Below are 23,348 nucleotides of genomic sequence, written 5' to 3' on the forward strand. Positions count from 1 at the left end.
AGGGCGAAATGTCGCCGCGGATGTGGTTTACTCGCCCGGCTCCGAACGCGAAACCTCTTCTTCATCGCATGGAAAACTACCGCTTGCGCAAGCGCATCCTCGTCACCGGAGGAGCCGGCTTCCTCGGCTCGCACCTGTGCGACAAGCTCGTCGAGCTGGGCCACGACGTGCTGTGCGCGGACAACTTCTTCACCGGCACGCGCGACAACATCGAGCACCTGCTGTCCAGCCCGCGCTTCGAGCTGATGCGGCATGACGTGACCTTCCCGATGTACGTGGAGGTCGACGAGATCTATAACCTGGCCTGCCCGGCCTCGCCGGTGCACTACCAGTTCGACCCGGTTCAGACCACCAAGACCAGCGTGCATGGCGCCATCAACATGCTGGGCCTGGCCAAGCGCGTTCGCGCCAAGGTGCTGCAGGCCTCGACCAGCGAGGTCTACGGTGACCCCGCGGAGCATCCGCAGACCGAGAGCTACTGGGGCAACGTGAACCCGATCGGCCAGCGCTCGTGCTACGACGAAGGCAAGCGCTGCGCCGAGACGCTGTTCTTCGACTACTGGCGGCAGCACAAGCTGCGCATCAAGGTCGCGCGCATCTTCAACACCTATGGTCCGCGCATGCATCCGAACGACGGCCGCGTGGTGTCCAACTTCATCGTGCAGGCGCTGCGCGGCGACCCGATCACCATCTACGGCGACGGCACGCAGACGCGCTCGTTCTGCTACGTGTCCGACCTCATCGACGGCCTCGTGCGCCTCATGGATTCGCCCGACGAGGTGACCGGTCCGGTCAACATCGGCAACCCCGGCGAGTTCACCATGCTCGCGCTGGCCGAGAAGATCGTCGCCATCACCGGCTCGAAGTCGCCCATCGTCTTCAAGCCGCTGCCATCGGACGACCCCAAGCAGCGCCGGCCCGACATCACCAAGGCCCGCGACGTGCTGGGCTGGGAACCGACCATCGAGGTCGATGAAGGCCTGCGTGCCACCGTCGCCTACTTCGACGCCTTGCTGTCGCGCTTCGCTGCCGCCAAGTCGACATGAGCAGCGTGATGCCCGGACTGCCGATGGTGTCGGTGGTCATCTCGGTGAAGAACCGCGCGACGATGCTGTGGGATTGCTTCGTCGGCCTGGGCTCGCAGAGCTACCCGCGCGAGCGCTTCGAGGTGGTGGTCATCGACAACTGCTCCAGCGAGGACCTCGGCCCGGTGATGGCGCGGGCGCGCGACGAACTCGGACTGGACATCGTCACCCGCCGCACCGCGGAGGACCGCGGGCCGGCGCCGGCGCGCAACATCGGCGTGTCGATGGCGCGCGGCGAGATCATCGCCTTCACCGACAGCGACTGCCGTCCGACGCCGGAGTGGATGGCGCTGGGCGCTGCGGAGTTCGCGAACCCGAAGATCGCGCTGGTGAGCGGCCCCGTGCTGCCCAAGCCCGAGCAGACGGCCACGCTGACCTCCAAGATGAGCTTCGTGACGACGGTGGAGCATCCGACCTTCCCGACGGCCAACCTCTTCGTGCGCAAGAGCGTGTTCCTGGAGCACGGCGGCTTCGACGAATCACTGAGCTTTCGCGACCCCTTCGACCGCGCCACCGAGTGCGCTGACACCGACCTTGCCTGGCGCATCATCAAGGCGGGGCACGAGCGGCGCTTCCTCTCGGGCGCGGTGATGCAGCACGAGATCGAGCAGCAGGGCGTGTGGTTCTGGATGCTCGAAGGCACGCGCCTTTTCCTCGTGCCCGAGCTGGTGAGGCGGCATCCCGAGCTGCGCGCTCAATTGCTCACCGCAGGCCTGTTCTTCTATCCGCCGGCACTGCTCATCTACGTCGCGATCGCGCTGGTCGTGGCCGCAGCACTCATCAAGCCTTGGCTGCTGTGGTTGATTCCGGCGCTGCTGCTGGCGCGCGGCATCCAGCGCACGCGCAGCATCAACCCCATCGAACTGGCGCGCTTTTGTGGCCGCACGCTGCTGCACATGCCGCGCATGCTGGTGATGAGCCTGTCGCTGCTCTACGGCAGCATCCGCTTCCGCTCGCTGGTGTTGTGAGGCTCAGCCGCGCCAGAACTCGCGCAGCAGCGGGTCCTGGTCCTGAGCCTCCACCACGGCATCCAAGTGTGCGGTCAAGGCCGGCGGAAAGCCGTTGACCATCGCGGTGCGGTCATGCAGGAAGATCCGCCGCACCTGCGCCTTGCGAAAGCCTGCGGTGATGGCGCGGATCTCGATGTCGCTGAGGTCCGGATGCCAGAAGTCCACGATCAGAATGGCACGGCGCGCGTCACCGCGATTCCACACCTCGTGCTCGAAGGAGTCTTCGAACAGCAGGGCCTTGCCTTCCTGCCATTGGCGGATTTCGGTGCCCACGCGCATCTCGCAGCCCTTGGGGACGCGCAGGCCAAGGTGGCAGCGCACGCGCAGGTTGTCGACGCTGCAATGCGCCTTGAGATGGGCCTCCGAGGCGTGCACGGACAGCAGCGCGTCGCCCCATGGGTAGTCCAGGCAGACGCGGGGCAGCGACTTGATGAGCTCGAAGCTCTTGCTGCAACGGCCCAGCACCGGCTGTAGCTCCACCCCCATGGTCGTGTACAGGAACACCGCCCACATGCGACTCATGGACGGCGGCGTGTAGTGCAGGTAGTCGGTGTCCGCGAGCGAGAGGTAGTCGTCGAGGATGGTCTGGAAGTTCGCTTCCAGCTGCAAGGCCCCGGATACATCGCTGGTCGGCCGCCAGGCGCTGTGCCGCAGTCCTGGAAAGCGGACGTACCCCGGGTTCTGCAAGGGCAGGCCGGGCGCCTCTTCCTCGTCGCCGGCCAGCATGCGCAGCCAGGACTGCACGCGCGCCAGGGCCGGCCCGCCATCCATCACCGCATCCCAGTAGCTGCCATCGCGCATGGCTTGCACGATGCGTCTGGACTGCTCGGCGATGCGGGGATTGCGGGACATGGCGGACCTTGGTGTTCAGGAGGCAGCGGAGGTGATGACCGCGGATTGTCGCGATGCCAGCACCGAGCTGTCGATTCCAAGCATTTGCCGGGTGCGCAGCCAGGAGAGGCCGGCCGCAAGCACCGTGCCACAGGCCGTGGCCGCGGCGGCGCCGGTCGCACCGAAGCGGGGCACCAGCACCAGGTTGAGCACCGCGTTGGTGGCGATGCCGGCCAAGAGGCTGGCGACAGCCACCCTGGGTGATCCGGCCAGGGTGCAGGCCAGGGCGGCCGGGCCGAACAGCGCGGCAAGGGCCTGGCCCCCCGCCAGCACGACCAGCGGCAGGTAGGCATGTCCGTAGTGCGGGCCGAACAGCGCCGCCAGCCACGGACCCAGCAGCGCAAAGAAAACCAGGGCCAGCAGGCACAGCCACAACGTCGTTCGTGCGGTGCGGCTGACGAGATCCTGAGCGGCTGCGGTGCGACCGTCCTTGATGGCCTGCAACTGCTCGACGAAGTGAGGCGCCATCACCGCGGAGACCGCATTCACGGCCACGATGATGGCCTGCCCGAACCGCGTGGCCACGGCGTAGGCACCGATGTCCTCGGGGCGGCCGGTGGCGCCCAGCAGCAGCATGTCCACGCGCTCGTTCAGGGCCGCGGCAATCATCACCAGCATGAAGCCCATCGCGGTGTGCATGGCGGCGCGCCGGTTGTCTTCGGGCGATGTGATGCGCCAAGCTGCAGGCAGGGCTTGCCGTGCCTTCCACCACAGGGCAGTCACCAGAAGCAAGGCGGTCAGCAGGTAGGCTGCCAGCACCGTGGAGGCTGCCAGCGGCGAGCGTGTTGCCAGCCAGAGTCCGCCCAGGCCGATCAGCAGGAGGATGGGCCTGACCGTGTTGGTCAGCAATTCGGCCAGCACCACTTGCTTGAGCGCCTGCAGCAGGCCGGTCTGCACCGTCAGCACGACGCTGGGCACGAGCAAGGCGGCTGTGATCGTGACGCTCATGAACCTGCCCGGCGTCGATCCCAGCCACCCCAGGGCCGCCAACACGACGGCCAGCCCCCCAAGGCTTAGGGAGACGGCCACGATGGCGGCCAGCGCAAAACGGTAGGTGCCTCGCGCCACGCCCACCTGGCCTGCCGCCAGGTTCTCCGCCACGTGCCTCACCACCACCAGCGGCATGCTCAGTCCACCGAAGGCGGTGGCGATGGCCAGCCAGGTCAGCATCACCACCACCTCGGCGAAGGCCTCGGGGCTCATCCAGCGGGCCAGGGCGATGTAGACGCCGAAGGACAAGGCCGTGCCCCCTAACTTGGCAACGACGTTCAGCCAGGCGCTGCCGATGCGGCGCAGCAAGGAGGTCTTGTGGGAGGGCTCGGGAGACGGCGACATGGGGCGCAACAGGCGCCATGCCGGCGCGTGACGGTTTTCGCGGTGTGCGGTGCGTCGGAGTGTAAGCCGTGCATTCAAGGGGGATGCCGCGAAAGGGCCCTGCGTTAGACTCGCGCCGGGCGCGGGCAGCAGCAGCTGCAACGCGTAAAAGACATGCGGTCGTGGGAGTGCTTCGGTGGGTCGACGAATGCGTTCAATTTCACGGCCATGCAACGCCAACCCTGCACAGTACGCCGCGTCGGTCCACCGGCCGCGCATGACGCTTTGCATGCGCGGGGTAGGTGCGCCACACCAGGAGCCGCGCGCTTTGCACGACTCTTGCGTGTATCGGATTCGAATGCATTGGGGGAAGGCTCGGTGATGGTGTCTGGACGTTGGTTCGATTCAATGGGCGCGATGCTGCGAGGCCTGCTCCCCGCCGTGGCGCTGACCCTGGCGGCCTGCGCGAGCCCGTCCACCAGCACTGCACTGAAGGTCAAGGTCGAGGTGCTGGACGCGCTCAACCGCTACGAGCATGCCTACGTGCTGCAACCTGGCGACCAGCTGGAGGTGTTCCTCTACCGCCAGCCGGAGTTCTCGCGCAAGACAATCATCCGGCCTGACGGCGCGATCTCTCTTCCCCTGGTGAACGAGGTCAAGGCCAGCGGCAGGACACCCGCGGACCTGGCCCAGGAACTGACGAAGCTGTTCGCCGAGCGCCTGGTCAAGCCCGAGGTGACGGTGATGGTGGAGAACCCACCCGAGCCGATGGTGTATGTGGTGGGGCAGGTGGGCCAGCCGCGCGCGCTGCCGCTGCGCCAGGCCCGCACCGTGGTGCAGGCGCTGGCCCAGGCGGGTGACGCCACGCAGAAGGCCTCGGCCGAGAACGTGCAGCTCATCCGCATCAACAAGGATGGCTTCCTCGAGTCGCGTTCCATCGAAACCAATGGGCTGGCACCCAGCCAGCCTGACGTGTACCTCGCCCTGAGCAACATGACGCTGCAGACCAACGACGTGATCCTCGTGCCCGAAAGCGGCCGTTCGCAGCTGCTGCGCACCCTGAGCGACGTGAACACCGCGCTGTCGCCGCTGTTCAACCTGCTGATCGTCCGGGCGGTGACCAAGTGAAGCCCGCGGACATGACCATCGTCGAGGCGATCCCTCACCGTCCGGAGGCCGACAGCTTCCAGATCCAGGGCGCCATCGACAACATCAAGCAGGCCGTGGTCGGCCACAAGTGGGTCGTCCTCACGTGCATGCTGCTCACGGTGGTCTTCGTCGCGGTGTTCGTGACGGTGTGGCCGCCGACCTTCGAGGCCGAAGTGATGGTCGCGGCCGACTCCGAGAAGGACGTGCAGCGCCAGGCCTTCTACCAGGGCTGGAACATCTTCCGCCGCGATGGCCTGACCGATGAAGCCACGCTGATGACCGGGCCGCCGGTGCTCAAGGAAGTCATCAAGCGGCTGGACCTGAAGTACGACGACATCTACCACCCCTTCGCCAGCCATGCGGTGCACCTGTGGATGAACTCCACCGTGGGCCGCAACTACCGCGCCTTCAAGGACTGGCTGTTCGGCAAGAAGAAGGGGCCGTACGTGCTGTCCGAGCAGGACCTGGAGCGCGCCAAGCTGCTGGCCGACTTCCAGTCGGGCGTGGCGGTGCGCCAGGTGGGCGAGGCCAGCATCGGCCTGCTCATCGTCAAGGGCTCCAGCCCGCGCGTGGCCGAGATCGCCAACAAGATCGTCGAGGTCTACCTGGAGCAGCGCCGTGATCGCTTCGTCGCCGAGGCGACCCAGGCCCACGCCAGCCTTTTGCTGGAGGCCGAGAAGACCCAGAAGGAAATCGACGAGCTCGACAAGGAAGTCAAGCAGTTCCGTGCCGACAGCGGCGCCGTGCTGCTGTTCGAGAAGGACCGCGTGCAGATCGGGCAGTGGTTCGTGCTGCGCTCGGCCGTGACCGACCTGGAGGCGCAGATCGCCGAGAACCAGAGCTCGCTGGCCATGATCAACAAGCAGCTCGAAGGAGAGGGCAGCAAGCTCAGCAGCGACCGCCTGTTCCGCGAGGAGGCCGCCAAGGACCGGTTGACCAAGCTCGAGATGCAGCTGGCCGCGATGAAGCAGACCTTCAAGCCCGAGGCGCCGGAGGTGAAGGACATCGAGGAGCAGATCCGCGTGTCCATGGCGGCGCTGGGCGATGCGAAGCAGGCCTCGGTGGTGCGCAACTCCCAGCGCATCAGCGATTCCTACGAGGTGCTGCGTGCCAAGAAGCTGAGCCTGGAGTCGCAGCTGGCGGGTGCACAGTCGTCGCTGAAGGTGAAGAAGACCGAGCTGGAGAACATGCGCTCCATGCTCGACACCATTCCTTCGAAGATGCAGACCAACCATGAGCTGGAGCGCCGCCAGCTCTTCCTGGAAAGCAAGTACGCCGGCCTGAACGAGAAGCTCACGGTGGCCGCCGTCTCCATGGCCACCGCACGCTCGGCGCCTGCCGCGATGCGCGTGGTCGAGCCGGCCGCGCTGCCCGAGCAGCCGGTGTGGCCCAAGACCAAGCTGATGATCATCGTGGCGCTGGTCGCGGGCCTGGGCGTGGGCGTGCTGGCCGCCCTGGTGCTGGAGCTGGTGTTCGTGCGCGTGAACCGGCATCGCCTGGCGCAGCGCGGCGACGAGGCTGGCCTCTTTGCCGTGGTGGAGCAGGACGAGAAGTTCGTCGCCTCGCTCTACCGCATGCGTGGCGCTGCCTGAGCATGCGCGGCGCCGCCTGATCCACCGCTCTCGTCGAAGAACAATCATTGGGGAACGTCTTGCGCAACTGGTACGAACGCCTGCTGGAGAACGTGGTCAAGACGCGTGAACCGGCATCGCGCACCTATCGCTACATGTCGCGGCTGATCGAGAAGGAGTTCGATCACAAGGCCGGCGGCGTGTGCCTGGCCTTCTTCTCGCTCGACGGCGACAAGGTCTCCAGCGATGCCTTGCTGATGCTGGCCTACTGCCTGCAGACCGAACTGGGCAGCAAGGTGCTGGTGGTCGATGCGCGCGTGAAGGATTCCGAAGGCGGCATCAGCAACCGCCTGGGCCTTGGGGCGGCGCGCGGCTACGCCGACGTGCAGCGCGAAGGCCTGAACGGCAAGCACCTGCCGGTGACGGCCAGCAGCGTGCCGGGCGTGGACATCCTGCCTGCCGGGCAGATCACCGAAGGCAGCAAGTCGGGCGTGGACATCGGGCGGCTTCGCGAAATGCTGGACGTGGCCCGCTCGCAATACCAGCACGTGCTGGTCCAGGTCAGCTCGGTACTGGCCGATACCCGCTACATGGTGACGGTGGCGCAGGCCGATGCCGTCTTCGTGCTGACGCTGGAAAACAAGACGCTGATGCGCTCGCTGGATGAGAGCCGCAAGCTCCTGCGCGCCAACGGCGTGATGGATCCGCGCGTGGTCGTGGTGGGCGGCTCGGAGTGAACCGTGTCCTGCGCTCCACGGGGTTGCTGCCGCCACTGGTGGTGGTGCTCCTTTCGCTGTGGGGCGCGGTTCTCGTCATCCTCCTGCTGAGCGCGGGCAAGCTGTATTCGCTGCCGATGGTGCTGGCCACCGCCTTCCCGGTGGCGCTGTATGCCAGCCGCAATCCGCGGCTGTTCTTCCTTGTGGGCATGGTGGGCACGGCGGCGCTGGGCCTGTCCATCAACTTCAACCGGCATGTGCACATCGGCGGGGCGCCGTCGTACAGCATCGATGCGATGGACCTGTTCATGGTGCCGTTGCTGGTGTTCATGGTGCGCGACTTCGCCATGGGCTACCGCAAGGAAATCCGCCTGTCCTGGCTCTCGCTGTGGTGGGTGGGATTGATGGCGCTGGGCATGTGGAACGTGGTGGCGGGGCCGTACCGCGAGTTCGCCGCCTTCGAGACCTTCCGCATGTTCAAGTGCTGGCTGCTCTTTCTCGTGATCATCAACGAGTGCGTGCGCGAGCGGCATTTCCATCACGTGATGATGGCGCTGGCCGGCGGGCTGGTGCTGAACATCGTCATCGCCTTGCTGCAGTTCGCGCTCAAGCGCTCGCTCGGCCTGGAGGCGCTGGGCGAACCGGCGCCCGAGGCCGTGCTCGGCGCGAATTACGGCGTTTACCTGGGCGCGGGCGCGGTGTACCGCGTGTCCGGCCTGGTCGGGCACCCGAACCTCTTCGCAGCCTACCTGGCCATGCTGCTGCCCATCTACATCGGGCTGCTGTTCACCGACTACAAGTGGTCGATGAAGGCCCTCATCGCCTTGCTCAGCGGCTTCGGCCTGCTGGCGCTGGTGCTCACCCTGTCACGCACCGGCTGGGCGGCCTTCGCGGCGGCCACGCTGGCCCTGGGCTTCGTGGTGGTGGCGCACCCCACGCTGCGCGGCCAGCACGTGAAGCTGAAGGCCACCATGGCCATGCTGCTGGTGGTGGGCGCGGTGGCGGCCGCCGGGCCCATCATCACCCGGCTCACGCACAGCGATTCCGGTGCGCTGGACTTCCGCTACGAATGGCTGGGCGTGGCCTGGAAGATGGTGCAGGACAAGCCCGTCTTCGGCCATGGCCTGAACACCTTCACCTACCAGATCGTCGACTTCAGCCCCTACAGCGTGGGCAAGATGATGGAGCTGTTCGGCCCGGTGTGGCCGGTGGTGCACAACACCTACTTCCTGGTCTGGGCGGAGCAGGGCACGGTGGGCCTGTTCTTCTTCCTGGCATTGCACGTGCATGTGATCTGGCTGGCCTTCCAGAACGGACGCTACATGCACAGTTCCCGCATCAGCATGACCAGCGTCGGTGCCGTGTGCGGCATCGTCGCGATCATGGTCGACGGCATGGGCAGCTTCTTCCAGCGCGTGCCCGCGCCCGACCGCATCTTCTGGATCGTCGTGGGCCTCATCGTCGCGGCGCATTACTGGAACGTGGCCAACGACCCGCTGCGCCGCCGCATGGCACGGCCGGCACTTCAACCGATCTGATTTTCGATTTTCTTAACGAGGAGAACTTTCCATGCAGGTTGTCATTCTCGCGGGCGGCAAGGGAACGCGCGCATACCCGTTCACCGAATACCTTCCCAAACCGATGATGCCCGTGGGCGGCAAGCCCATCCTCGTCCAGATCATGCATCTGTTCGCGGCTGCCGGGCACCGCGAGTTCATCCTCTCGATCGGCCACCGCAAGGAAGTCATCCTCGACTACTTCGCCCACAAGGACAACGACCTGGACATCACCATCGTCGACACCGGTGAAGAGACCGACACCGCGGGCCGCATCTACAACCTGCGCCACCTGCTGCGCGACCAGTTCATGGCCACCTATGGCGACGGCCTGTGCGACGTGCCCATGGACAAGCTCGTGGAGTTCCACAACTCGCATGGCGGCCTGGCCACGCTCACCAGCGTGCCGCTGCAGTCGCAGTACGGCACGGTGGAGTTCGGCGACAACAACGAGGTCACCGGCTTCAAGGAAAAGCCCCGCCTCAACAGCCACTGGATCAACGCCGGCTTCTTCGTGATGAACAAGGAGATCTTCAACCACTGGGAAGGCGGCAACCTTGAGCGCGAGGTGTTCCCCAAGCTGGTGAAGAACAAGCAGCTGTTCACCTACCGCCATGACGGCTTCTTCAAGTCCATGGACACCTACAAGGACCAGCAGGAGCTCGAGGAGATGCTGTCCAAGAACGAACTGGTGCCGGTGACCAACCACGCCCAGCACACCGAGTTCTACCGCTACTACGACCACCGCGACATCAAGGCGCCGGCCTGAGGCGAAGCACCAGCACACATCACAAGAGAGGGAACAGACCATGACTCAAAACACTTTCTGGCAGAACCGCAACGTCTTCGTCACCGGCGCGTCCGGCTTCCTGGGCAGCTGGGTCACGTCCGAGCTGAACAAGCGCGGCGCGAACGTGGTGGGCCTCGTGCGCGACGTGTCCAAGACGGGCAAGGACAGCCTCATCCCGGGTGCCGGCCTGAACTTCACCGTGTTCGGCGCGCTGGAAGACCTGCCGCTCTTGACCCGCGCGATCAACGAGTACGAGATCGACACGGTGCTGCACCTGGGCGCGCAGCCCATCGTGGGCATCGCCAACCGCAACCCGGTGTCCACCTTCGAGGCCAACATCCGCGGCTCGTGGAACCTGCTCGAGGCCTGCCGCCAGGTGTCGACGGTCAAGCGCATCGTGGTGGCGTCCAGCGACAAGGCCTATGGCGAGCAGCCCAAGCTGCCGTATGACGAAGGCATGCCGCTGCAGGGCATGCACCCCTACGACGTGTCCAAGAGCTGCACGGACCTCATCTCGCAGACCTACCACAACACCTACGGCACGCCGGTGTGCATCACGCGCTGCGGCAACTTCTTCGGCGGAGGCGACCTGAACTTCAGCCGCATCGTGCCGGGCACCATCCGCTCGGTGGCCGAAGGCAAGCGCCCGGTGATCCGCAGCGACGGCACGCTGATCCGCGACTATGTCTACGTGCGCGACGTGGCCTTGTTCTATCTCCACCTGGCCGAAGCCATGGAGAACAAGGACATCCATGGCCATGCCTTCAACTACAGCACGGAAAGCCAGCTCACCGTCCTGGACATCACACGCCTCATCCTCAAGCTGATGAAGAGCGACCTGCAGCCCGAGGTGCTCAACGAGGCCAAGGGGGAGATCCCGCACCAGTACCTCAGCTCGGCCAAGGCACGCGAGATGCTCCGCTGGTCTTCGCACATCACGATCGAAGAGGGCCTCAAGGAAACCATCGACTGGTATCTCAACTATTTCCGCGGGACCCAGGCGGCGTGATGGCACAGTCCATCCCTTCCTGATTCGTGCGAGGTTGACATGACACCGAAGAAGTCCTGGCGTGTCCTCGCGCTGGCGGCATCGTTGCTGCTGGCGCTTCCGTTGTCGTCCCTGGCCGTGGGCAGTGCTGCCCTGGTCAATGGCAGTTTCGACCAGACTGCCGGCAGCCTGCCGGCGGGTTGGAACCTCGATGCCGCCGTGAAGGACAAGGGCGAGGCGCGCATGGCCGATGTGGGCGGCCAGCGCGTGCTGCAGCTGGCGCCCAATTCGCGCAACGGCGGCGACAAGCCGCTGGGCGTGGGCCAGTTGCTCGATGCCGCGGCCTACCGCGGCAAGCGCATCGTCGTGCAGGCCAAGCTGGGTGCCGAAGGCGGCGCCACGGCCATCGTCGGTGTTCATGCACTGGGCAAGAAGGGCGACCTCGGCTTCGTCCAGCTGAAGCAAGGCGCCTCCGGCGGCGCGCTGCTGCCGCAGCAGCAGGTGCTGGCGGTGCCCGATTCGGCAGACAACCTGATCGTCTATGCCATCGTGGCGGGCACGAGCGGCAAGGCCTGGTTCGACGGCGTGTCCATGGAGCCCGAAGGGGCAGCCGCACCGGCGGCCAAGGGCGCTGCGGTGGCGCCCACGGTCGCACCGATCACCACGGCCGCGGCCATGAAGGTCGACATCAGCATCGATGCCGCCCGCACCGTGCGCACCATCCCGGCCACCATCTACGGCACCAACGTCGAATGGATCTTCGACGGCCAGGGCCTGTGGTCGGCCAGCGCGAATTCGCTGGATCCCGAGGGCGTGCGCCTGGTCAAGGAACTCGGCCCGACGGTCCTGCGTTTCCCCGGTGGCGTCTTCTCCGACACCTACCACTGGCGCGACGGCATGGGCCCGCAGGACAAGCGGCCGACCACCGAACACCACCCCAACGGCCCGAAGTCGCGCCACAGCTTCGGCACCGAAGAGGTGGCGGCGGTGGCCAAGGCCGCGGGCGCGGAACTGCTGCTCACGGTCAACGCCGGCACGGGCACCGCGGCGGAGGCGGCTGACTGGGTCAGGACCATGAACCAGGTCCAGGGTCCGAAGGTCCGCCTGTGGGAAGTGGGCAACGAGCTGTACATGAAGGGCGACCTCTCCGGCGCCTTCATGAAGGCCGACAAGTATGCCGGCATCTACAAGTCCTACGCCAGCGCGATGAAGGCGGTGGACCCGTCCATCCGCATCGGTGCCATCGGCGGCCTGAACCAGGGCACCTACCACTTCATCGACGACGACCGCTGGACCGAGACCATCCTCAAGCAGGCGGCCGGACAGATCGACTTCCTGTCGGTGCACAACGCCTATGCGCCGGTGGTCATCGGCGTGAGCGACAAGACCGATCCGCTGACCGTCTACCGCTCCATGCTCGCCGCGCCTGCGCAAGTCGAGCAAAATCTTCAATCGCTGTCGGCGCTTCTTTCAAAGTACGAGACGCCGGGCAAGCCCATCGGCATCGCCGTGACCGAATGGGGGCCGTTCTTCCACGTGCAGCCTGACAGCCCCTGGGTCGACCATGTGAAGACCATGGGCTCGGCGCTGTACGTGGCCTCGACGCTCAACGTCTTCCTGCGCAACCCGCGGGTGGAGATGGCCAACTTCTTCAAGCTCACCGACCATGGCTTCATGGGCTGGCTGGGCCGCCGCAAGGAAGGCTGGCAGGCCACCGCGCCGTACCTGGTGTTCTCCCAGTACCGCCACAACCTCGGCCGCAACCTGGTGCAGACGGACGTGACCTCGCCGACCTTCTCCAGCAAGGCCATCGGCGTGGTGTCCTCGCAGGAGCGCTCGCCCTTCGTGGACGCGGTGGCCACGGTGGACGGCGGCAAGATGCAGGTCATCCTCGTGAACAAGAGCGAGGACAAGGCGGTGGAGGCGCACATCGTCGTGAAGGGCGTGCGTTCGACGGGGCCGGCCAAGACCGACATCCTCCGCGCGGATTCGCTGGACGCCAACACCGGCACCGAGCTGCCGCTGGTGCCCGGCCTGAAGTGGGGCAAGCAGGTGGAAGTCGCGCGGTTCAGCCGCGGCGCACCGAGCGAGATCCGTCGTGAATCCGGAACCCTGCCTGGCGCGAGTGCCACGGCCGCAGGCGTTCCGCTGACCGTCCAGCTGCCGCCCCTGAGCGTCACCACGCTCAGCGTGGCCGACCTGCGCCGCTGACACGCCGCGCAACGAGTGACCCCGTGACCCGCAGTGCCACCACGCGCAGCCAGCACATCCTGCTGCTGGCCCAGGTGGCACGGCTGGCGATCTCGCTGTTCATCGCGGGACTGCTGGGCCGGCACCTGCCGGCAGCGGACTTCGGGCTGGTGGCGCTGATCGGCGCCATCTTCGCGCTGTCGCAGGACGTGCTGGACATGGGCACCACCGCCGTCGCGGCGCGCGAGGTGGCTCGTGCACCGGCTGACGAGCCGCAGATCATGGCCTCGCTGCTGGCCTGGCGGCGATGGGTGGCGGTGGCCCTGGCGGCGTTGTGCGTGGCGCTGGGCTTCGGTCCCTTCGCGCTGGCCGACAAGCCGGCGCTGCTGGCGGCGCTGGCCATCGCGGTGTGGCTGCTTCACCTGGGCGCGTACCACGTGGTCTTCCAGGTTCGGCAGGCCTTCGGCCGTGCCACCTTGCTGGCGATGTCCACGCATGTTGCGTTCCTCATCGCCTGCCTGGTCACGGTGGGCTTGCATGGCGCGGGCGTCGCGGTGGCGTTCGCCGTGGTGGCGCGCGAGATCGTGCAGGTGCTGGGCAGCCGGGTGATCGCGCGGCGCGTGCTGGGCTATGCCTTGCCCAAGCCATCGCCTGACTTCGAATGGCGCCGGCTCATGCGCGCGGCCGGCGTGTTCGGCCTGACTGGCGTGCTCTACAAGCTGGCCCAGCATTCGGGCAACTTCTTCGTCTGGTCCATGGCCAGCCCCGAGGCGCTGGGCAGCTACAGCGCGGCGCAGCGGCTGGTCTCGCCCTTGCGCGACGTGGCCTGGCTGTTCGCCACGCCGCTGATCGCCACGCTGACGGCAATGGCTGAACGCGAACCGGACGAGGTGGTGTGCCAGCTCGGCAGCCATGCGCGCCTTCTGGTGGGCGTGGCGGCGGCCATCGGCGCGGCCGGCGTGCTGGTGGCGCCGGCCCTGCTGCACTGGCTCTACGGCGAGCGCTACAGCCAGGGTGCGCTGTCGGCCTTGCCCAGCTTGCGCTGGCAGATCCTGGGCGCCTGCTTCGCCTTGGTCACGCCCATCCTCGTGGTGGGCAAGCTCGCCTTCGGCCGCGAGCGCGACATGCTCTGGATGAGCCTGGCCGCCCTGGTGATCGCCGCCATGGCCAATGCCTGGGCCGTGCCTCGCTATGGTGCCGAGGGCGCATCGGCCGCCTATGCAGTGTCGGAGTTCGCCTTGCTGGCGCTGCTGTGGAGCCGCTCGGCGCTGCACGGCAACGGCATGCTCGGGGCACGTCTCGTGCTTTATCTCGTGCCGGCGGTGCTCGTCGCCGCGAGCGTGAGTGCGCTGGAGGCCAGCCCGGCGCTGCAGTTCGCGGTGGCTTGCGTCCTGGTGATCCTCAGCTTCGGCGTGCTGTCGCAGCTGCGCGAGCAACGCGAGTCCCGCCAGAACCTCAAGCGCGCGGAGGGCGCCTTGCCGGCGCTGGCGATCGAACCCGAATTGAGCAGGGAGGCCTTGTCGTGAGCACCGAGATCGTGCGTGGCGCCGGCAGCCGGGTGATGGCCTCCGACGGCCGCGAGTACATCGACCTCATGAGCGGCTTCGGCGCGGTCTTCCTCGGGCATTGCCGGGCTGACATCGCCGATGCCTTGAAGCGGCAGGCGGATTCACTGTGGGCCTGCGCCCGCTTCGAACATCCGGCGTCCGCGCAAGCCCGAAGTGCCATCGAGGCCATCCTGCCCACGGGCTATCACTTCGGCGGCCTGTATTCCACCGGCATGGAGGTCGCGGAATTCGCCATGCGCGTCGCCGCGCGCCACACGGGGCGGCGCGAGTTCGTCGGCTTTGCCAGCAGCATGCATGGCAAGTCGGTGGCCACGGCGGCGCTGGCCTGGGCCAATGCGCCCGTGGGGTCGACGCAGATGCACCTGCTGCCGTTCGTGTCGACTGCCACGGAAGACCAGATCGTCGAGCAGCTCACCGGGCTGCTGGCAGGCGGGCGCATCGCGGCGCTGTTCGTGGAACCCATCCAGGGATCGAACGGTGGGCATGAAGGCAGCGCGGCCTTCTACGAACGGCTGATCGAAGCCTGCCATGCGCATGGCACGCTGTGCATCTTCGACGAGATCCTCACCGGGCTGTACCGGACGGGGCCGTGCTTCCATTCGGACTCGCTGCAGGCCAGGCCCGATGTCGTGCTGTTTGCCAAGAGCATGGGCAATGGCTTTCCGGTGTCGGGCATTGCGTTGCGCGAACCGCTGGGCGTTGCGGCCGACGCGTTGCCGGGCAGCACGTTCTCGGGGAACCCGCTGGCCGCCGCCACGGTGGCCGCGACGCTGGGCGCGATGGGCGCGCTGGACATGACGACGCTGGTGACTGGCATCGACCGCACGGTGCGGCAGCGGTTTGCATCTCGCACTGATCTCTTCACGCTGCGCGGCCGTGGTGCCTTGTGGGTGCTGGAGGCCTCGCCGCGCGTGGACATGCCCAAGGCGCTGGAGGGCATCCGTGTACAGGGCGTGCTGGCGAGTTCGCACGGGCGATGCATCCGCTTGCTGCCGGCAGCCACGATCGGACTGGACGACCTCGACCGGGCCTGCGGCGCCATCGAACAAGCCGCTGAAGCGGCCATCGTGAAGGCAGCCTGAGACCAGCGAGGAATGACACACGGGGCGGGGGCCCGCAAGGAGAAGACGCATGAAGAAACGACTGTTCATCTTCGGCACGGGAAATTTCGCGGAAATGTGCCACCACTTCTTCGGCGAGGAGGACAGCGGCTACGAGGTCTGCGGGTTCACGGTGGATGCGGCGTACGTCGAAGGACGCACGGAGTTCCGCGGGCTGCCGGTCATGGCCTACGAGGACTTGCTGGCCAGCCCCTTGCGCGAAGGCGCCGAGCTGTTCGTGGCGGTGGGCGTCGGCAAGATCAACACGCTGCGGGCGCAGAAGGTGGAGCAGGTCCAGAAGGACGGCTTCACGCTGGCCTCCTACGTGAGCCCGCTGGCACGCGTGCCCAAGGGCTTCGTGGCGCGGCCCAACGTGATGATCATGGACCAGGTGAACATCCACCCGGACGTGGAGATCGGCGCCGACACCATCGTGTGGAGCAACTCGCGCATCGCGCTGAAGGTGCGCATCGGCGAGCACGTGTGGATCACGTCGGCGGTGATCGGCGACTCGACGACGATCGGCGACTACAGCTTCGTGGGCCTGAATGCGACGGTGGCGCCGTTCGTGCAGGTGGGCAGCCACAACCTCATCGGCGCGGGGGCGCTGATCACGCAGGACACGAAGGACTATGAGGTTTATCGAGGCGCACGCAGCAAGCCGTCGCGCGTTTCAAGCCTTCGCATCCGCAACATCCCGCTGATTTCGTGAGCTCACGAAGCGACGTGCTCGATCAACTCTGAGGGCTTCAGCCCGCTCTCCAGCCGCCGCGTGATGCGCTCGAATTGCGCCAGGGTGTCCGTCTCGCGTGACACCAGGTCGGCGCTATCCAGCCGTTGCTCCATCGACAGCGACGGCGGCGTCCAACCGCCATAGAAGGTCTGGATGCCGGTGTCGCGCAGGCTGGGCAGGATGCTCACCATGTGGCCTTCATCGAAGAAGAACACCACCTGCCTGGCGATCACGCGGTGGATGATCGAGAAGGAGTAGTGGTTCCAGAAGAAGGCGTAGCGGGCCAGCGACAGGCGCTGCATGAAGTCGCGGTAGGACGCCGCGCTGTCGAGTTCGACGTTGGCTGGCACGCGCCCGGTGAGTGCCTTCACCACGCCGGCCGGCCCGATCAGGCAGACCCTCGCACCGCTGGCCGCAGCGTCCGACAGTCTTGCCGCCAGCAGCTCATGGAAGCGCTCCACGCCCCAGCGCTTGCATTGCATCTGGTGGTCGATCTGCGAGAGCACGAACAGCCATGCGCCATCGGCTGCATGCGTGGCCGGCTTCGGACGGCTGGCGTTGAAGTAGGGCAGCCTGCGTCCCGGCGCCATCGCATCCACCGGAGCAGGATAGATGTGCAGGTCGTGGCGGAACAGCCGCCCCATGAGGTACAGCCGCAGCGACAGTGCCCGCGCCAGCAGCCGGACGGCCAGGCCCGCTTCGCCGGTGGACGACCCGCGCAGGATGTCCGCGAAGCGCAGCGACTTCGGGCTGTCGAGCATGCCGAGGAACGGGTCGCTCGTGACCACGCGGATGCCGCGCTGCCGCAGCAGCCGCCGCAGGCGCCAGGCCTTGAGCAGCGTGAGCCGCCGCCCGATGGTGAGCAGGTAGCCGCAGAACATCATGGCGATGTCCGGCCGCAGCTCGTCGACCACGCGCACGATGTCGTCCAGGCTGTCGTACACCCGCGGTGCGATGCCGTCGATGGGCGACTGCGACTGGCGCAAGGATGCGGGCAGCAGCACCGTGGCCGGCGTCGCCAGCCTCAGGCCGTTGAGGAAGTACATGGCCCCGCCCAGCTCGCCGTAGTCGCCCGAGACGATGACGAGCAGCCGCGCCGCCACGGGCGCGCTTGGGTCGCCATCCACGGCGCCGGCGACCAGCTCGGGCGCGGCCAGGTCGTTCATCGCTTGCGGCCTGCCACCGCCTGGTCGATCACGTCATCCAGCCCGCTGACCAGCTTGTCCCAGGTGAAGCGCTTGACGCGTTCCAGCCCGGCCTGGCCCATGCGGCGAAGGCGGCTCTCGTCTTGCGTGAGCAGTTCCATCGCCACCGAGAAGCTCTGCGGATCGGCGTTGACGAGGTAGCCGCTGACCTGGTGCTCCACCACCTCGCGCGGTCCGCCACGGTTCACGGCGATCACCGGCTTGCCTCGCGCCATGGCTTCCATCGGCGTGAGGCCCAGGTCTTCGTTGAAGGCCGTGAACAGCGAGGCCCCGCAGCGGGTGTAGTAGTCCTGCATCTGCGCATCGGACGGGCCGACGTGGAAGGTGATGCTGTCGTCGCCGCCGGTGAGTTCCTTGAGCCTGGCGAAGTACTCCTGGCCCTTGTGGTCCACCATGCCGGCGATCACCAGCTTCCAGTCGGAGCCGGTCGCGCGCTTGAACATCAGGAAGGCCTCGATGCCCAGCTCGATGTTCTTCGTCCACATGATGCGGCCGGGCAGGAAGAAGAAGTGCTCGAAGGTGTCGCTGGCCTGGATGCGCGACCCGTCCACGCCGGGGTAGAGCACGTCCATGGACGCGGCCTCGCCCAGGCCGCCGGCCACGGAACGGTCGCGTACCGTTTCGCTGATGCACACCACGCGGTCGTAGCGGCGCCACAGCCAGCGGTCCATCCAGCGGTAGCCTTTTTCCATCAGCAAGGCCATCCAGCGGCGTCCGCCCTGGCGTTCGAGGTGGCGCTTGCGGTATTCCTCGTCGTACACCGCGCGCAGCGGCGTGAAGCACAGGTTGATGGCCGGCACCTGCCCGTTGCGCAGGGTGACGAAGCTGCCCACGCCGTCGCAGCACACCACCAGCGCATCGACCTTGTCGGTGGCCAGCCGCGTGCGGGCGATGTTCATGGAAGCGCCCAGCACCGCGCCATAGCTGCGCTGCACGGAGACGCGGTTGACCTCCTGCACGTGGTGCTGCTTCAGCTCGGGGTAGGTGCCCTCGGCGTCGTAGTGGCTGGTGTAGATGTCCCACTCATGCCGGCTGCGCTTGGCGATCTCGAGGATGGTGCGTTCCAGGCCGCTCTTGAGGTAGATCCAGGGGTGGTATAGCGCGACTCTCATGAGCGTGTGTTCTTGGAATGTTGACGCAGCAGTTCGAGGTAGATGCCTTCGAGCTGTTCGACGTGGTGCGGCCAGCTGTAGCGCTGGGCCGCGCGTTCGTTGGCGATGCCTGCTGCGCGGCAGGCGTCGGGATCAGACCACAGGCGCTTGACGGCGTCCGTGACCGATTCGGCATCCGCTTCGCGCAGGTGCACGCCCTCGAAGGGAATGGGCAAGGTGGAGACGACGGCGCAGCCCGAGGCCATGGCTTCGGCCACCACCAGCCCGAAGGTCTCGGCCTTCGATGGGAACAGGAAGATGCGCGCGCGGCCCAGCACTTCGGCAAGGTGGCTGCGGTCGCGGAAGCGTTCGAGCTGTACGTTGGCCGGTTTAGCCTGCGCGATCTCGTCGAAGCGCTCGCCCCAGCCGATGATTCGGAACGGCACATGCGGCAGCCGAGTGGCCGCCTGCAGCACGGCATCGATGCCCTTGCGCACGTCCAGCTTGCCGGAGAAGACCACGTCGTGCTTGTCCGGCGCGCTGCGGTAGTCCGCCAGGCTGATGCCGGGCTCCAGCACCACGTCCTCGTCGCGCGCCAGGCCCAGCTTGCGGGCCACCTCGCGCGAGCCGTCGCTGATGAACACGCGGCGGTCCAGCGGCAGGCCGAGCAGGAAGCGCTCCATGCGCTGGAACATGCGGCCGACGACAGGGCCGCGCATCTCGCGCCACACCTCGTCGAAGAGCGCGAGCACGCCGCAGACCACGGGCTTGTTGAGCGCTCGGCCAGCGCGGAAGGACGGATAGGTCGCGTGGTAGGAGAAGGTCTGGATGATGTCGGCGTCGCGCGCGTGCTCGGCCACCGTCTTCCACGCGAAGTTGAAGCGGTAGCGTGACATCGGCAGCCGCGTGGTGCGGATGCCCTCGAAATGCGTGATGGACGGGTCGCCGCAGGTGAGCACGTCCACGCGATGGCCGCGCTGCTGCAGGTGCCGCGCCGTTTCGAGCACGAAGTACTCGCCGCCCCCGGCGTAGTCGGGCGGGAAGCGCTCGTGCACCATCAGCACGCGCAAGGGGCGTGTGGTGCTCATTGAGAAGCCTCCGTGCTTCGCACTGCGGCGCGAGCGCTTTCGGGCGGCCGTGCGGCGCTCACAGCAACACCGTCCTGGCTCTCAGCGAGCCACGCAGCAGCGCCCACCACATGAACAGGTTGCGCGGCAGCCCGGCAATGACGCGCAGGATGCGCAGCTTCCAGCCGCCCACGTGGCTGCCGCCGCGCAGGCGCTCGATGAAGTAGGGCAGGGCCAGCAACCCCGCCCACGCGCTCAACGGCGACAGCAGCACCGCCAGCCACAGCAGGTTGAAGAAGCAGGTGTCGCGCGTCAGGAAGTAGTGGGCGAACATGCGCTCGCGCAGCGCCGGGTACTTCTTGACGAGGTAGGGCAGGTTCTTGAAATGCAGCGGCTCGGCCAGCCATTGCTTGAAGGTCACCTGGAAGACCTCGTGGTGCGCCAGAGCGCCGGGCGCGAAGCCGGCCGCGTAGCCGCCTTGCGTCACCTTCCAGCCGAGGTCGGTGTCCTCGCCGTAGAAGCGGTCGAGGAAGTCCTCGGAGAAGCCGCCCACCTTCTCGAAGGCTTCCTTGCGATAGAAGATGTTGCAGGTCTCGAAGAACACCGTCGGCTCGACGATGTTGATGGTCTTGAACGGAAAGCGCTGCGGCTGGTCCGGCATCGGCGTGGTCATGCCCTGCACGAGGCCGATGGGCGCGTCGCTCTTCGCATCGAAGGCCGCGATGCCCTGGGCCAGCCAGTCGGGCGTGGCGATGCAGTCATCGTCGATGAACACCACGTATCGGCCTTCGGCCGAGCGCGCCCCGAACTCGCGCGAGCGTGTCGGGCCGTTGTAGTTCTTCGGGAAGTAGCGGGCCTTGAACGGCTGCTGCGCGCACCACTCGCGCGCCATCTCTTCGGTGCCGTCGGCGGTGTGGTTGTGGACGATGAGGACTTCGAACTGGTCGCTGGGCAGCGTCTGTGCCGCGAGCGAGCGCAACAAGCGCTGCAGCAGCACGCGCCGGTTGTGGGTGGGAATGACGACGCTGGCGAGGATCATGTCGAGGCGGTGCGGCGTTGCGCGCCCTGGGGCAGCAAGGCCTGTTCGTAGGCGGGGCCCAGCGCATCCCAGCTGAAGCATTCGGCGCGGGCACGGCAGGCGGCGATCACCTCGGGCGTCTTGCCCTGGACCAGCACGTCGAGGATGGCCTGCGCGAGGCCGGCGATGTTGTCGGTCTGAAGCTCGAATCGGCCGGGGTCGAACATGCGGCCGACCATCGGGCTGTCGATGATGTCCACGATGCCCGCATGCTGCGCACCCACCAGCGGCGTGCCGGCGGCCAGCGACTCGACGAGCACGAGGCCGAAGGCTTCCCACACCGAGGGCAGCACGGTGACCGAGGCCTGGCGATACAGGTCCGGCAGGTCGTGCACGCCGCCCACGCCGTGGAAGCGGATGCTCGATGCATGCGCCGCCACGCGCGGCAGCGCGAGCAGCATCTGGCGCGTGGCATCGCTGGCGCGGCCGGCCAGCACCAGTTGCGCGTCGGGATGGACCTGCTTCACGAGATCGAAGGCCATGCACAGCGCCCGCACGCCCTTGCGCGGCTCGTCGAGGTCGCCCACGAAGAGCACGATGGGGCCGCCTTCAGGAACCACGGCCTCCAGCTTGGAGAAGTCGTGCGTCATCACCGGTGGCGGCAGCACCAGCGAGCGGCAGCCGAAGTCGCTTTGCAGCAGGTCGCGCGCGAAGCTGCTCAGCGAGACGGTGGCGTCGGCCTCGCGCAATACGCGGCGGATGAACCACGCGTCCAGCGGCACAGCGCGGAAATAGCGGCGCGTGGGAATGCCCACGGCCTGGAAGACGATGCGATAAGGCTTGGGCGCCTGAGGCCGCGCCTGCAGGGCTGCATAGGCATCGAAGTAGTTGAGGCAGAACACGGCATCGGCCTCGATGCCCTTGAGTTCGCGCTGCAGCCGCCAGGCGAAATAGTGCAGACTGTTGAGCTGGCGCCGCGAGCTGCGCATGCGTTCGCGCATGAAGACGTAGCGCACGCCGTCGCGGTCCTCCTCGGCGTCCTGCGGGCCCATGGCAAACACGGTGACGCGGTGGCCGCGCGAGCGCAGCCAGGCGGCCAGGTCGTTGAGCAGCCGTTCCGCGCCGCGGCGCACATGGGGCCAGGCGAACGGGTTCGTCACCACCACGTGCATCGGCTCGCAGGCGGGCAGGGGCGAGGCGCCGGCGGGTGGCGCCGGCGCATGGGCCAGCGCGCTACACACGGTCGTCGGACACCGGTGCCGCGCCGCGCGGCGAGGTGGAGGCGGCGGATTCCACAGGGCGTCGGCGCTGGCCGCCCAGCGGCGTGGGCGGCAGCCAGCGCCGCTCACCCAGGGCGAAGATGTCGGCATCGGCCACTTTTCGCTGCACCTGCAGCGTGCGGCGCAGGGCCATGGTCTCGCCCCAGCGGGCCAGGTTCCAGCGCAAGGCGCGCAGCTTCGCGCCACGCGGACCGCGGGCAATGAGGTCCAGCAGCGTGTAGGCGGCATAGCCCAGGGTCATGACCCAGAAGTTGAAGCCGCCCGCGTTGCGCAGGACCGAACGCAGGCGGTTCTTGCAGTAGTGGAAGACGATCTCGGCATGTGCACCGCCCGGCGAAGGCTCCACGTGGTGACGTGCGACGAGGTCGGGGAACACCGCCACGCGGTGGCCGGTGATGTTCAGCCGCCAGCCGACGTCAGAGTCTTCGTAGCCGTAGAAGAAGGTCTCGTCGAAGCCGCCGGCCTGCTGCACTGCCGGCACGCGGGCCAGCATGGCCGAGCAGTTGATCCAGATGCGCGGCGCGCTGCCTTGCTTCGAATCCAGCAGGCTGCCTTCGCCGATGTCCCAGGCCAGGCCCATGCGGCCCAGGTCGCCGCCATAGGCATTGACGCGGCCGGGCTCGAAGGCATAGACGATGTAGCCGCCCACGGCACCCAGCGACGCATCGGCCTCCAGGTGGGCCAGCGCGCGCTCCACCCAGTCGGGAGTCAGCTCCACGTCACTGTCGTGGAAGAGCACGTAGGGCGTGGTCGCGGCAGCCATGCCGGTGTTGCGTGCGGCCGCGGGGCCTTCGGGCTTCTTGCGGATGTAGCGCAGCCGGCCTTCCCACGAGGGCATGAGCCCTTCGATGACTTCCTTGGTGTTGTCGGTCGAGCTGTTGTCCACGATGACCACCTGCAGCCGACCGGCGGACTGGGCGCCCAGATTGCGCAGCGCGCGCTGCAGGTCCGCAGCGCGGTTGTAGGTGGGGATCACCACGGTGACCGGCGCCTGGCGGGCACCGACGGGTTCAACGCTGGTCATGG

20 protein-coding genes are annotated in these 23,348 nt (G+C 67.1%); 12 read left to right on the forward strand and 8 right to left on the reverse strand.

What is annotated here, in order from left to right:
- Nucleotides 1–68: 68 nt before the first annotated feature.
- Together DZC73_RS24135 and DZC73_RS24140 are read left to right on the forward strand one after the other, a co-directional pair.
- Nucleotides 69–1,046, forward strand: coding sequence for a UDP-glucuronic acid decarboxylase family protein (locus tag DZC73_RS24135; protein WP_124542933.1), 978 nt, complete (start codon nucleotides 69–71; stop codon nucleotides 1,044–1,046).
- Nucleotides 1,047–1,054: 8 nt separating this feature from the next.
- Complete coding sequence (locus tag DZC73_RS24140; RefSeq protein WP_198414947.1) at nucleotides 1,055–2,053, forward strand: glycosyltransferase; 999 nt, start codon at nucleotides 1,055–1,057, stop codon at nucleotides 2,051–2,053.
- A gap of 3 nt (nucleotides 2,054–2,056) precedes the next feature.
- On the opposite strand, the gene DZC73_RS24145 is transcribed toward DZC73_RS24140, so the two are convergent.
- Both DZC73_RS24145 and DZC73_RS24150 read right to left on the reverse strand, forming a co-directional pair.
- On the reverse strand, nucleotides 2,057–2,947 hold the full coding sequence (locus DZC73_RS24145; RefSeq protein ID WP_124542935.1) for an aspartyl/asparaginyl beta-hydroxylase domain-containing protein: 891 nt from the start codon (nucleotides 2,945–2,947) through the stop codon (nucleotides 2,057–2,059).
- Nucleotides 2,948–2,962: 15 nt separating this feature from the next.
- Complete coding sequence (locus tag DZC73_RS24150; protein WP_161974716.1) at nucleotides 2,963–4,321, reverse strand: lipopolysaccharide biosynthesis protein; 1,359 nt, start codon at nucleotides 4,319–4,321, stop codon at nucleotides 2,963–2,965.
- 360 nt (nucleotides 4,322–4,681) lie between these two features.
- Between DZC73_RS24150 and DZC73_RS24155 the strand changes: the two genes are divergently transcribed.
- Genes DZC73_RS24155 through DZC73_RS24200 form a run of 10 tightly spaced genes read left to right on the forward strand, consistent with a single transcriptional unit; the run spans nucleotide 4,682 to nucleotide 16,640 of the window.
- Complete coding sequence (locus tag DZC73_RS24155) at nucleotides 4,682–5,428, forward strand: polysaccharide biosynthesis/export family protein (RefSeq protein ID WP_161974717.1); 747 nt, start codon at nucleotides 4,682–4,684, stop codon at nucleotides 5,426–5,428.
- A gap of 11 nt (nucleotides 5,429–5,439) precedes the next feature.
- The gene (locus tag DZC73_RS24160) at nucleotides 5,440–7,041 is read left to right on the forward strand and encodes a GumC family protein (protein WP_124542938.1); all 1,602 of its coding nucleotides are present in this window, start codon (nucleotides 5,440–5,442) and stop codon (nucleotides 7,039–7,041) included.
- Between the two features lie 47 nt (nucleotides 7,042–7,088).
- Nucleotides 7,089–7,757 carry a P-loop NTPase family protein gene (locus DZC73_RS24165; protein ID WP_124542939.1) on the forward strand — a complete coding sequence of 223 codons (669 nt, stop codon included), beginning with the start codon at nucleotides 7,089–7,091 and terminating at the stop codon, nucleotides 7,755–7,757.
- Nucleotides 7,754–9,274 carry an O-antigen ligase family protein gene (locus tag DZC73_RS24170; RefSeq protein ID WP_124542940.1) on the forward strand — a complete coding sequence of 507 codons (1,521 nt, stop codon included), beginning with the start codon at nucleotides 7,754–7,756 and terminating at the stop codon, nucleotides 9,272–9,274. The genes DZC73_RS24165 and DZC73_RS24170 overlap by 4 nt, the downstream gene beginning before the upstream one ends.
- Before the next feature lie 31 nt (nucleotides 9,275–9,305).
- Nucleotides 9,306–10,061: a sugar phosphate nucleotidyltransferase gene (locus tag DZC73_RS24175; RefSeq protein ID WP_124542941.1), complete on the forward strand. Its 756-nt coding sequence runs from the start codon at nucleotides 9,306–9,308 to the stop codon at nucleotides 10,059–10,061.
- Between the two features lie 40 nt (nucleotides 10,062–10,101).
- On the forward strand, nucleotides 10,102–11,091 hold the full coding sequence (locus tag DZC73_RS24180) for an NAD-dependent epimerase/dehydratase family protein (RefSeq protein ID WP_124542942.1): 990 nt from the start codon (nucleotides 10,102–10,104) through the stop codon (nucleotides 11,089–11,091).
- A 39-nt stretch (nucleotides 11,092–11,130) separates the two neighbouring features.
- The gene (locus tag DZC73_RS24185; RefSeq protein WP_124542943.1) at nucleotides 11,131–13,281 is read left to right on the forward strand and encodes an alpha-L-arabinofuranosidase C-terminal domain-containing protein; all 2,151 of its coding nucleotides are present in this window, start codon (nucleotides 11,131–11,133) and stop codon (nucleotides 13,279–13,281) included.
- A gap of 23 nt (nucleotides 13,282–13,304) precedes the next feature.
- Nucleotides 13,305–14,786: a lipopolysaccharide biosynthesis protein gene (locus DZC73_RS24190; protein ID WP_161974718.1), complete on the forward strand. Its 1,482-nt coding sequence runs from the start codon at nucleotides 13,305–13,307 to the stop codon at nucleotides 14,784–14,786.
- Nucleotides 14,783–15,910, forward strand: coding sequence for an aminotransferase class III-fold pyridoxal phosphate-dependent enzyme (locus DZC73_RS24195; RefSeq protein WP_124542945.1), 1,128 nt, complete (start codon nucleotides 14,783–14,785; stop codon nucleotides 15,908–15,910). Before DZC73_RS24190 ends, DZC73_RS24195 begins: the two co-directional genes overlap by 4 nt.
- Before the next feature lie 49 nt (nucleotides 15,911–15,959).
- Nucleotides 15,960–16,640 carry an LbetaH domain-containing protein gene (locus tag DZC73_RS24200; protein ID WP_124542946.1) on the forward strand — a complete coding sequence of 227 codons (681 nt, stop codon included), beginning with the start codon at nucleotides 15,960–15,962 and terminating at the stop codon, nucleotides 16,638–16,640.
- A 2-nt stretch (nucleotides 16,641–16,642) separates the two neighbouring features.
- On the opposite strand, the gene DZC73_RS24205 is transcribed toward DZC73_RS24200, so the two are convergent.
- From DZC73_RS24205 to DZC73_RS24230, 6 genes are read right to left on the reverse strand one after another with little or no spacing between them, the layout of a single operon-like run.
- Complete coding sequence (locus tag DZC73_RS24205) at nucleotides 16,643–17,827, reverse strand: hypothetical protein (protein WP_124542947.1); 1,185 nt, start codon at nucleotides 17,825–17,827, stop codon at nucleotides 16,643–16,645.
- Nucleotides 17,824–18,978: a glycosyltransferase family 4 protein gene (locus tag DZC73_RS24210; protein WP_124542948.1), complete on the reverse strand. Its 1,155-nt coding sequence runs from the start codon at nucleotides 18,976–18,978 to the stop codon at nucleotides 17,824–17,826. The genes DZC73_RS24205 and DZC73_RS24210 overlap by 4 nt, the downstream gene beginning before the upstream one ends.
- The gene (locus tag DZC73_RS24215) at nucleotides 18,975–20,045 is read right to left on the reverse strand and encodes a glycosyltransferase family 4 protein (RefSeq protein WP_124542949.1); all 1,071 of its coding nucleotides are present in this window, start codon (nucleotides 20,043–20,045) and stop codon (nucleotides 18,975–18,977) included. Before DZC73_RS24215 ends, DZC73_RS24210 begins: the two co-directional genes overlap by 4 nt.
- Nucleotides 20,046–20,103: 58 nt before the next feature.
- On the reverse strand, nucleotides 20,104–21,063 hold the full coding sequence (locus DZC73_RS24220; protein WP_161974719.1) for a glycosyltransferase: 960 nt from the start codon (nucleotides 21,061–21,063) through the stop codon (nucleotides 20,104–20,106).
- Nucleotides 21,060–22,283 (reverse strand): glycosyltransferase family 4 protein, encoded by a 1,224-nt coding sequence (locus DZC73_RS24225; protein ID WP_124542951.1) that lies wholly within the window; start codon nucleotides 22,281–22,283, stop codon nucleotides 21,060–21,062. The genes DZC73_RS24220 and DZC73_RS24225 overlap by 4 nt, the downstream gene beginning before the upstream one ends.
- Complete coding sequence (locus tag DZC73_RS24230; RefSeq protein ID WP_124542952.1) at nucleotides 22,276–23,346, reverse strand: glycosyltransferase family 2 protein; 1,071 nt, start codon at nucleotides 23,344–23,346, stop codon at nucleotides 22,276–22,278. The genes DZC73_RS24225 and DZC73_RS24230 overlap by 8 nt, the downstream gene beginning before the upstream one ends.
- Nucleotides 23,347–23,348: the final 2 nt, after the last annotated feature.

It is taken from the genome of Rhizobacter terrae, from assembly GCF_003852895.1.
Taxonomy (GTDB): domain Bacteria; phylum Pseudomonadota; class Gammaproteobacteria; order Burkholderiales; family Burkholderiaceae_C; genus Albitalea; species Albitalea terrae.

Excerpts from the sequence above, each read along its gene's own strand:
- DZC73_RS24135 (WP_124542933.1), top strand. The coding sequence starts at position 69 with ATGGAAAACTACCGCTTGCGCAAGCGCATCCTCGTCACCGGAGGAGCC.
- DZC73_RS24140 (WP_198414947.1), top strand. The coding sequence starts at position 1,055 with ATGCCCGGACTGCCGATGGTGTCGGTGGTCATCTCGGTGAAGAACCGC.
- DZC73_RS24145 (WP_124542935.1), bottom strand. The coding sequence starts at position 2,947 with ATGTCCCGCAATCCCCGCATCGCCGAGCAGTCCAGACGCATCGTGCAA.
- DZC73_RS24150 (WP_161974716.1), bottom strand. The coding sequence starts at position 4,321 with ATGTCGCCGTCTCCCGAGCCCTCCCACAAGACCTCCTTGCTGCGCCGC.
- DZC73_RS24155 (WP_161974717.1), top strand. The coding sequence starts at position 4,682 with ATGGTGTCTGGACGTTGGTTCGATTCAATGGGCGCGATGCTGCGAGGC.
- DZC73_RS24160 (WP_124542938.1), top strand. The coding sequence starts at position 5,440 with ATGACCATCGTCGAGGCGATCCCTCACCGTCCGGAGGCCGACAGCTTC.
- DZC73_RS24175 (WP_124542941.1), top strand. The coding sequence starts at position 9,306 with ATGCAGGTTGTCATTCTCGCGGGCGGCAAGGGAACGCGCGCATACCCG.
- DZC73_RS24180 (WP_124542942.1), top strand. The coding sequence starts at position 10,102 with ATGACTCAAAACACTTTCTGGCAGAACCGCAACGTCTTCGTCACCGGC.
- DZC73_RS24185 (WP_124542943.1), top strand. The coding sequence starts at position 11,131 with ATGACACCGAAGAAGTCCTGGCGTGTCCTCGCGCTGGCGGCATCGTTG.
- DZC73_RS24200 (WP_124542946.1), top strand. The coding sequence starts at position 15,960 with ATGAAGAAACGACTGTTCATCTTCGGCACGGGAAATTTCGCGGAAATG.
- DZC73_RS24205 (WP_124542947.1), bottom strand. The coding sequence starts at position 17,827 with ATGAACGACCTGGCCGCGCCCGAGCTGGTCGCCGGCGCCGTGGATGGC.
- DZC73_RS24210 (WP_124542948.1), bottom strand. The coding sequence starts at position 18,978 with ATGAGAGTCGCGCTATACCACCCCTGGATCTACCTCAAGAGCGGCCTG.
- DZC73_RS24215 (WP_124542949.1), bottom strand. The coding sequence starts at position 20,045 with ATGAGCACCACACGCCCCTTGCGCGTGCTGATGGTGCACGAGCGCTTC.
- DZC73_RS24220 (WP_161974719.1), bottom strand. The coding sequence starts at position 21,063 with ATGATCCTCGCCAGCGTCGTCATTCCCACCCACAACCGGCGCGTGCTG.
- DZC73_RS24230 (WP_124542952.1), bottom strand. The coding sequence starts at position 23,346 with ATGACCAGCGTTGAACCCGTCGGTGCCCGCCAGGCGCCGGTCACCGTG.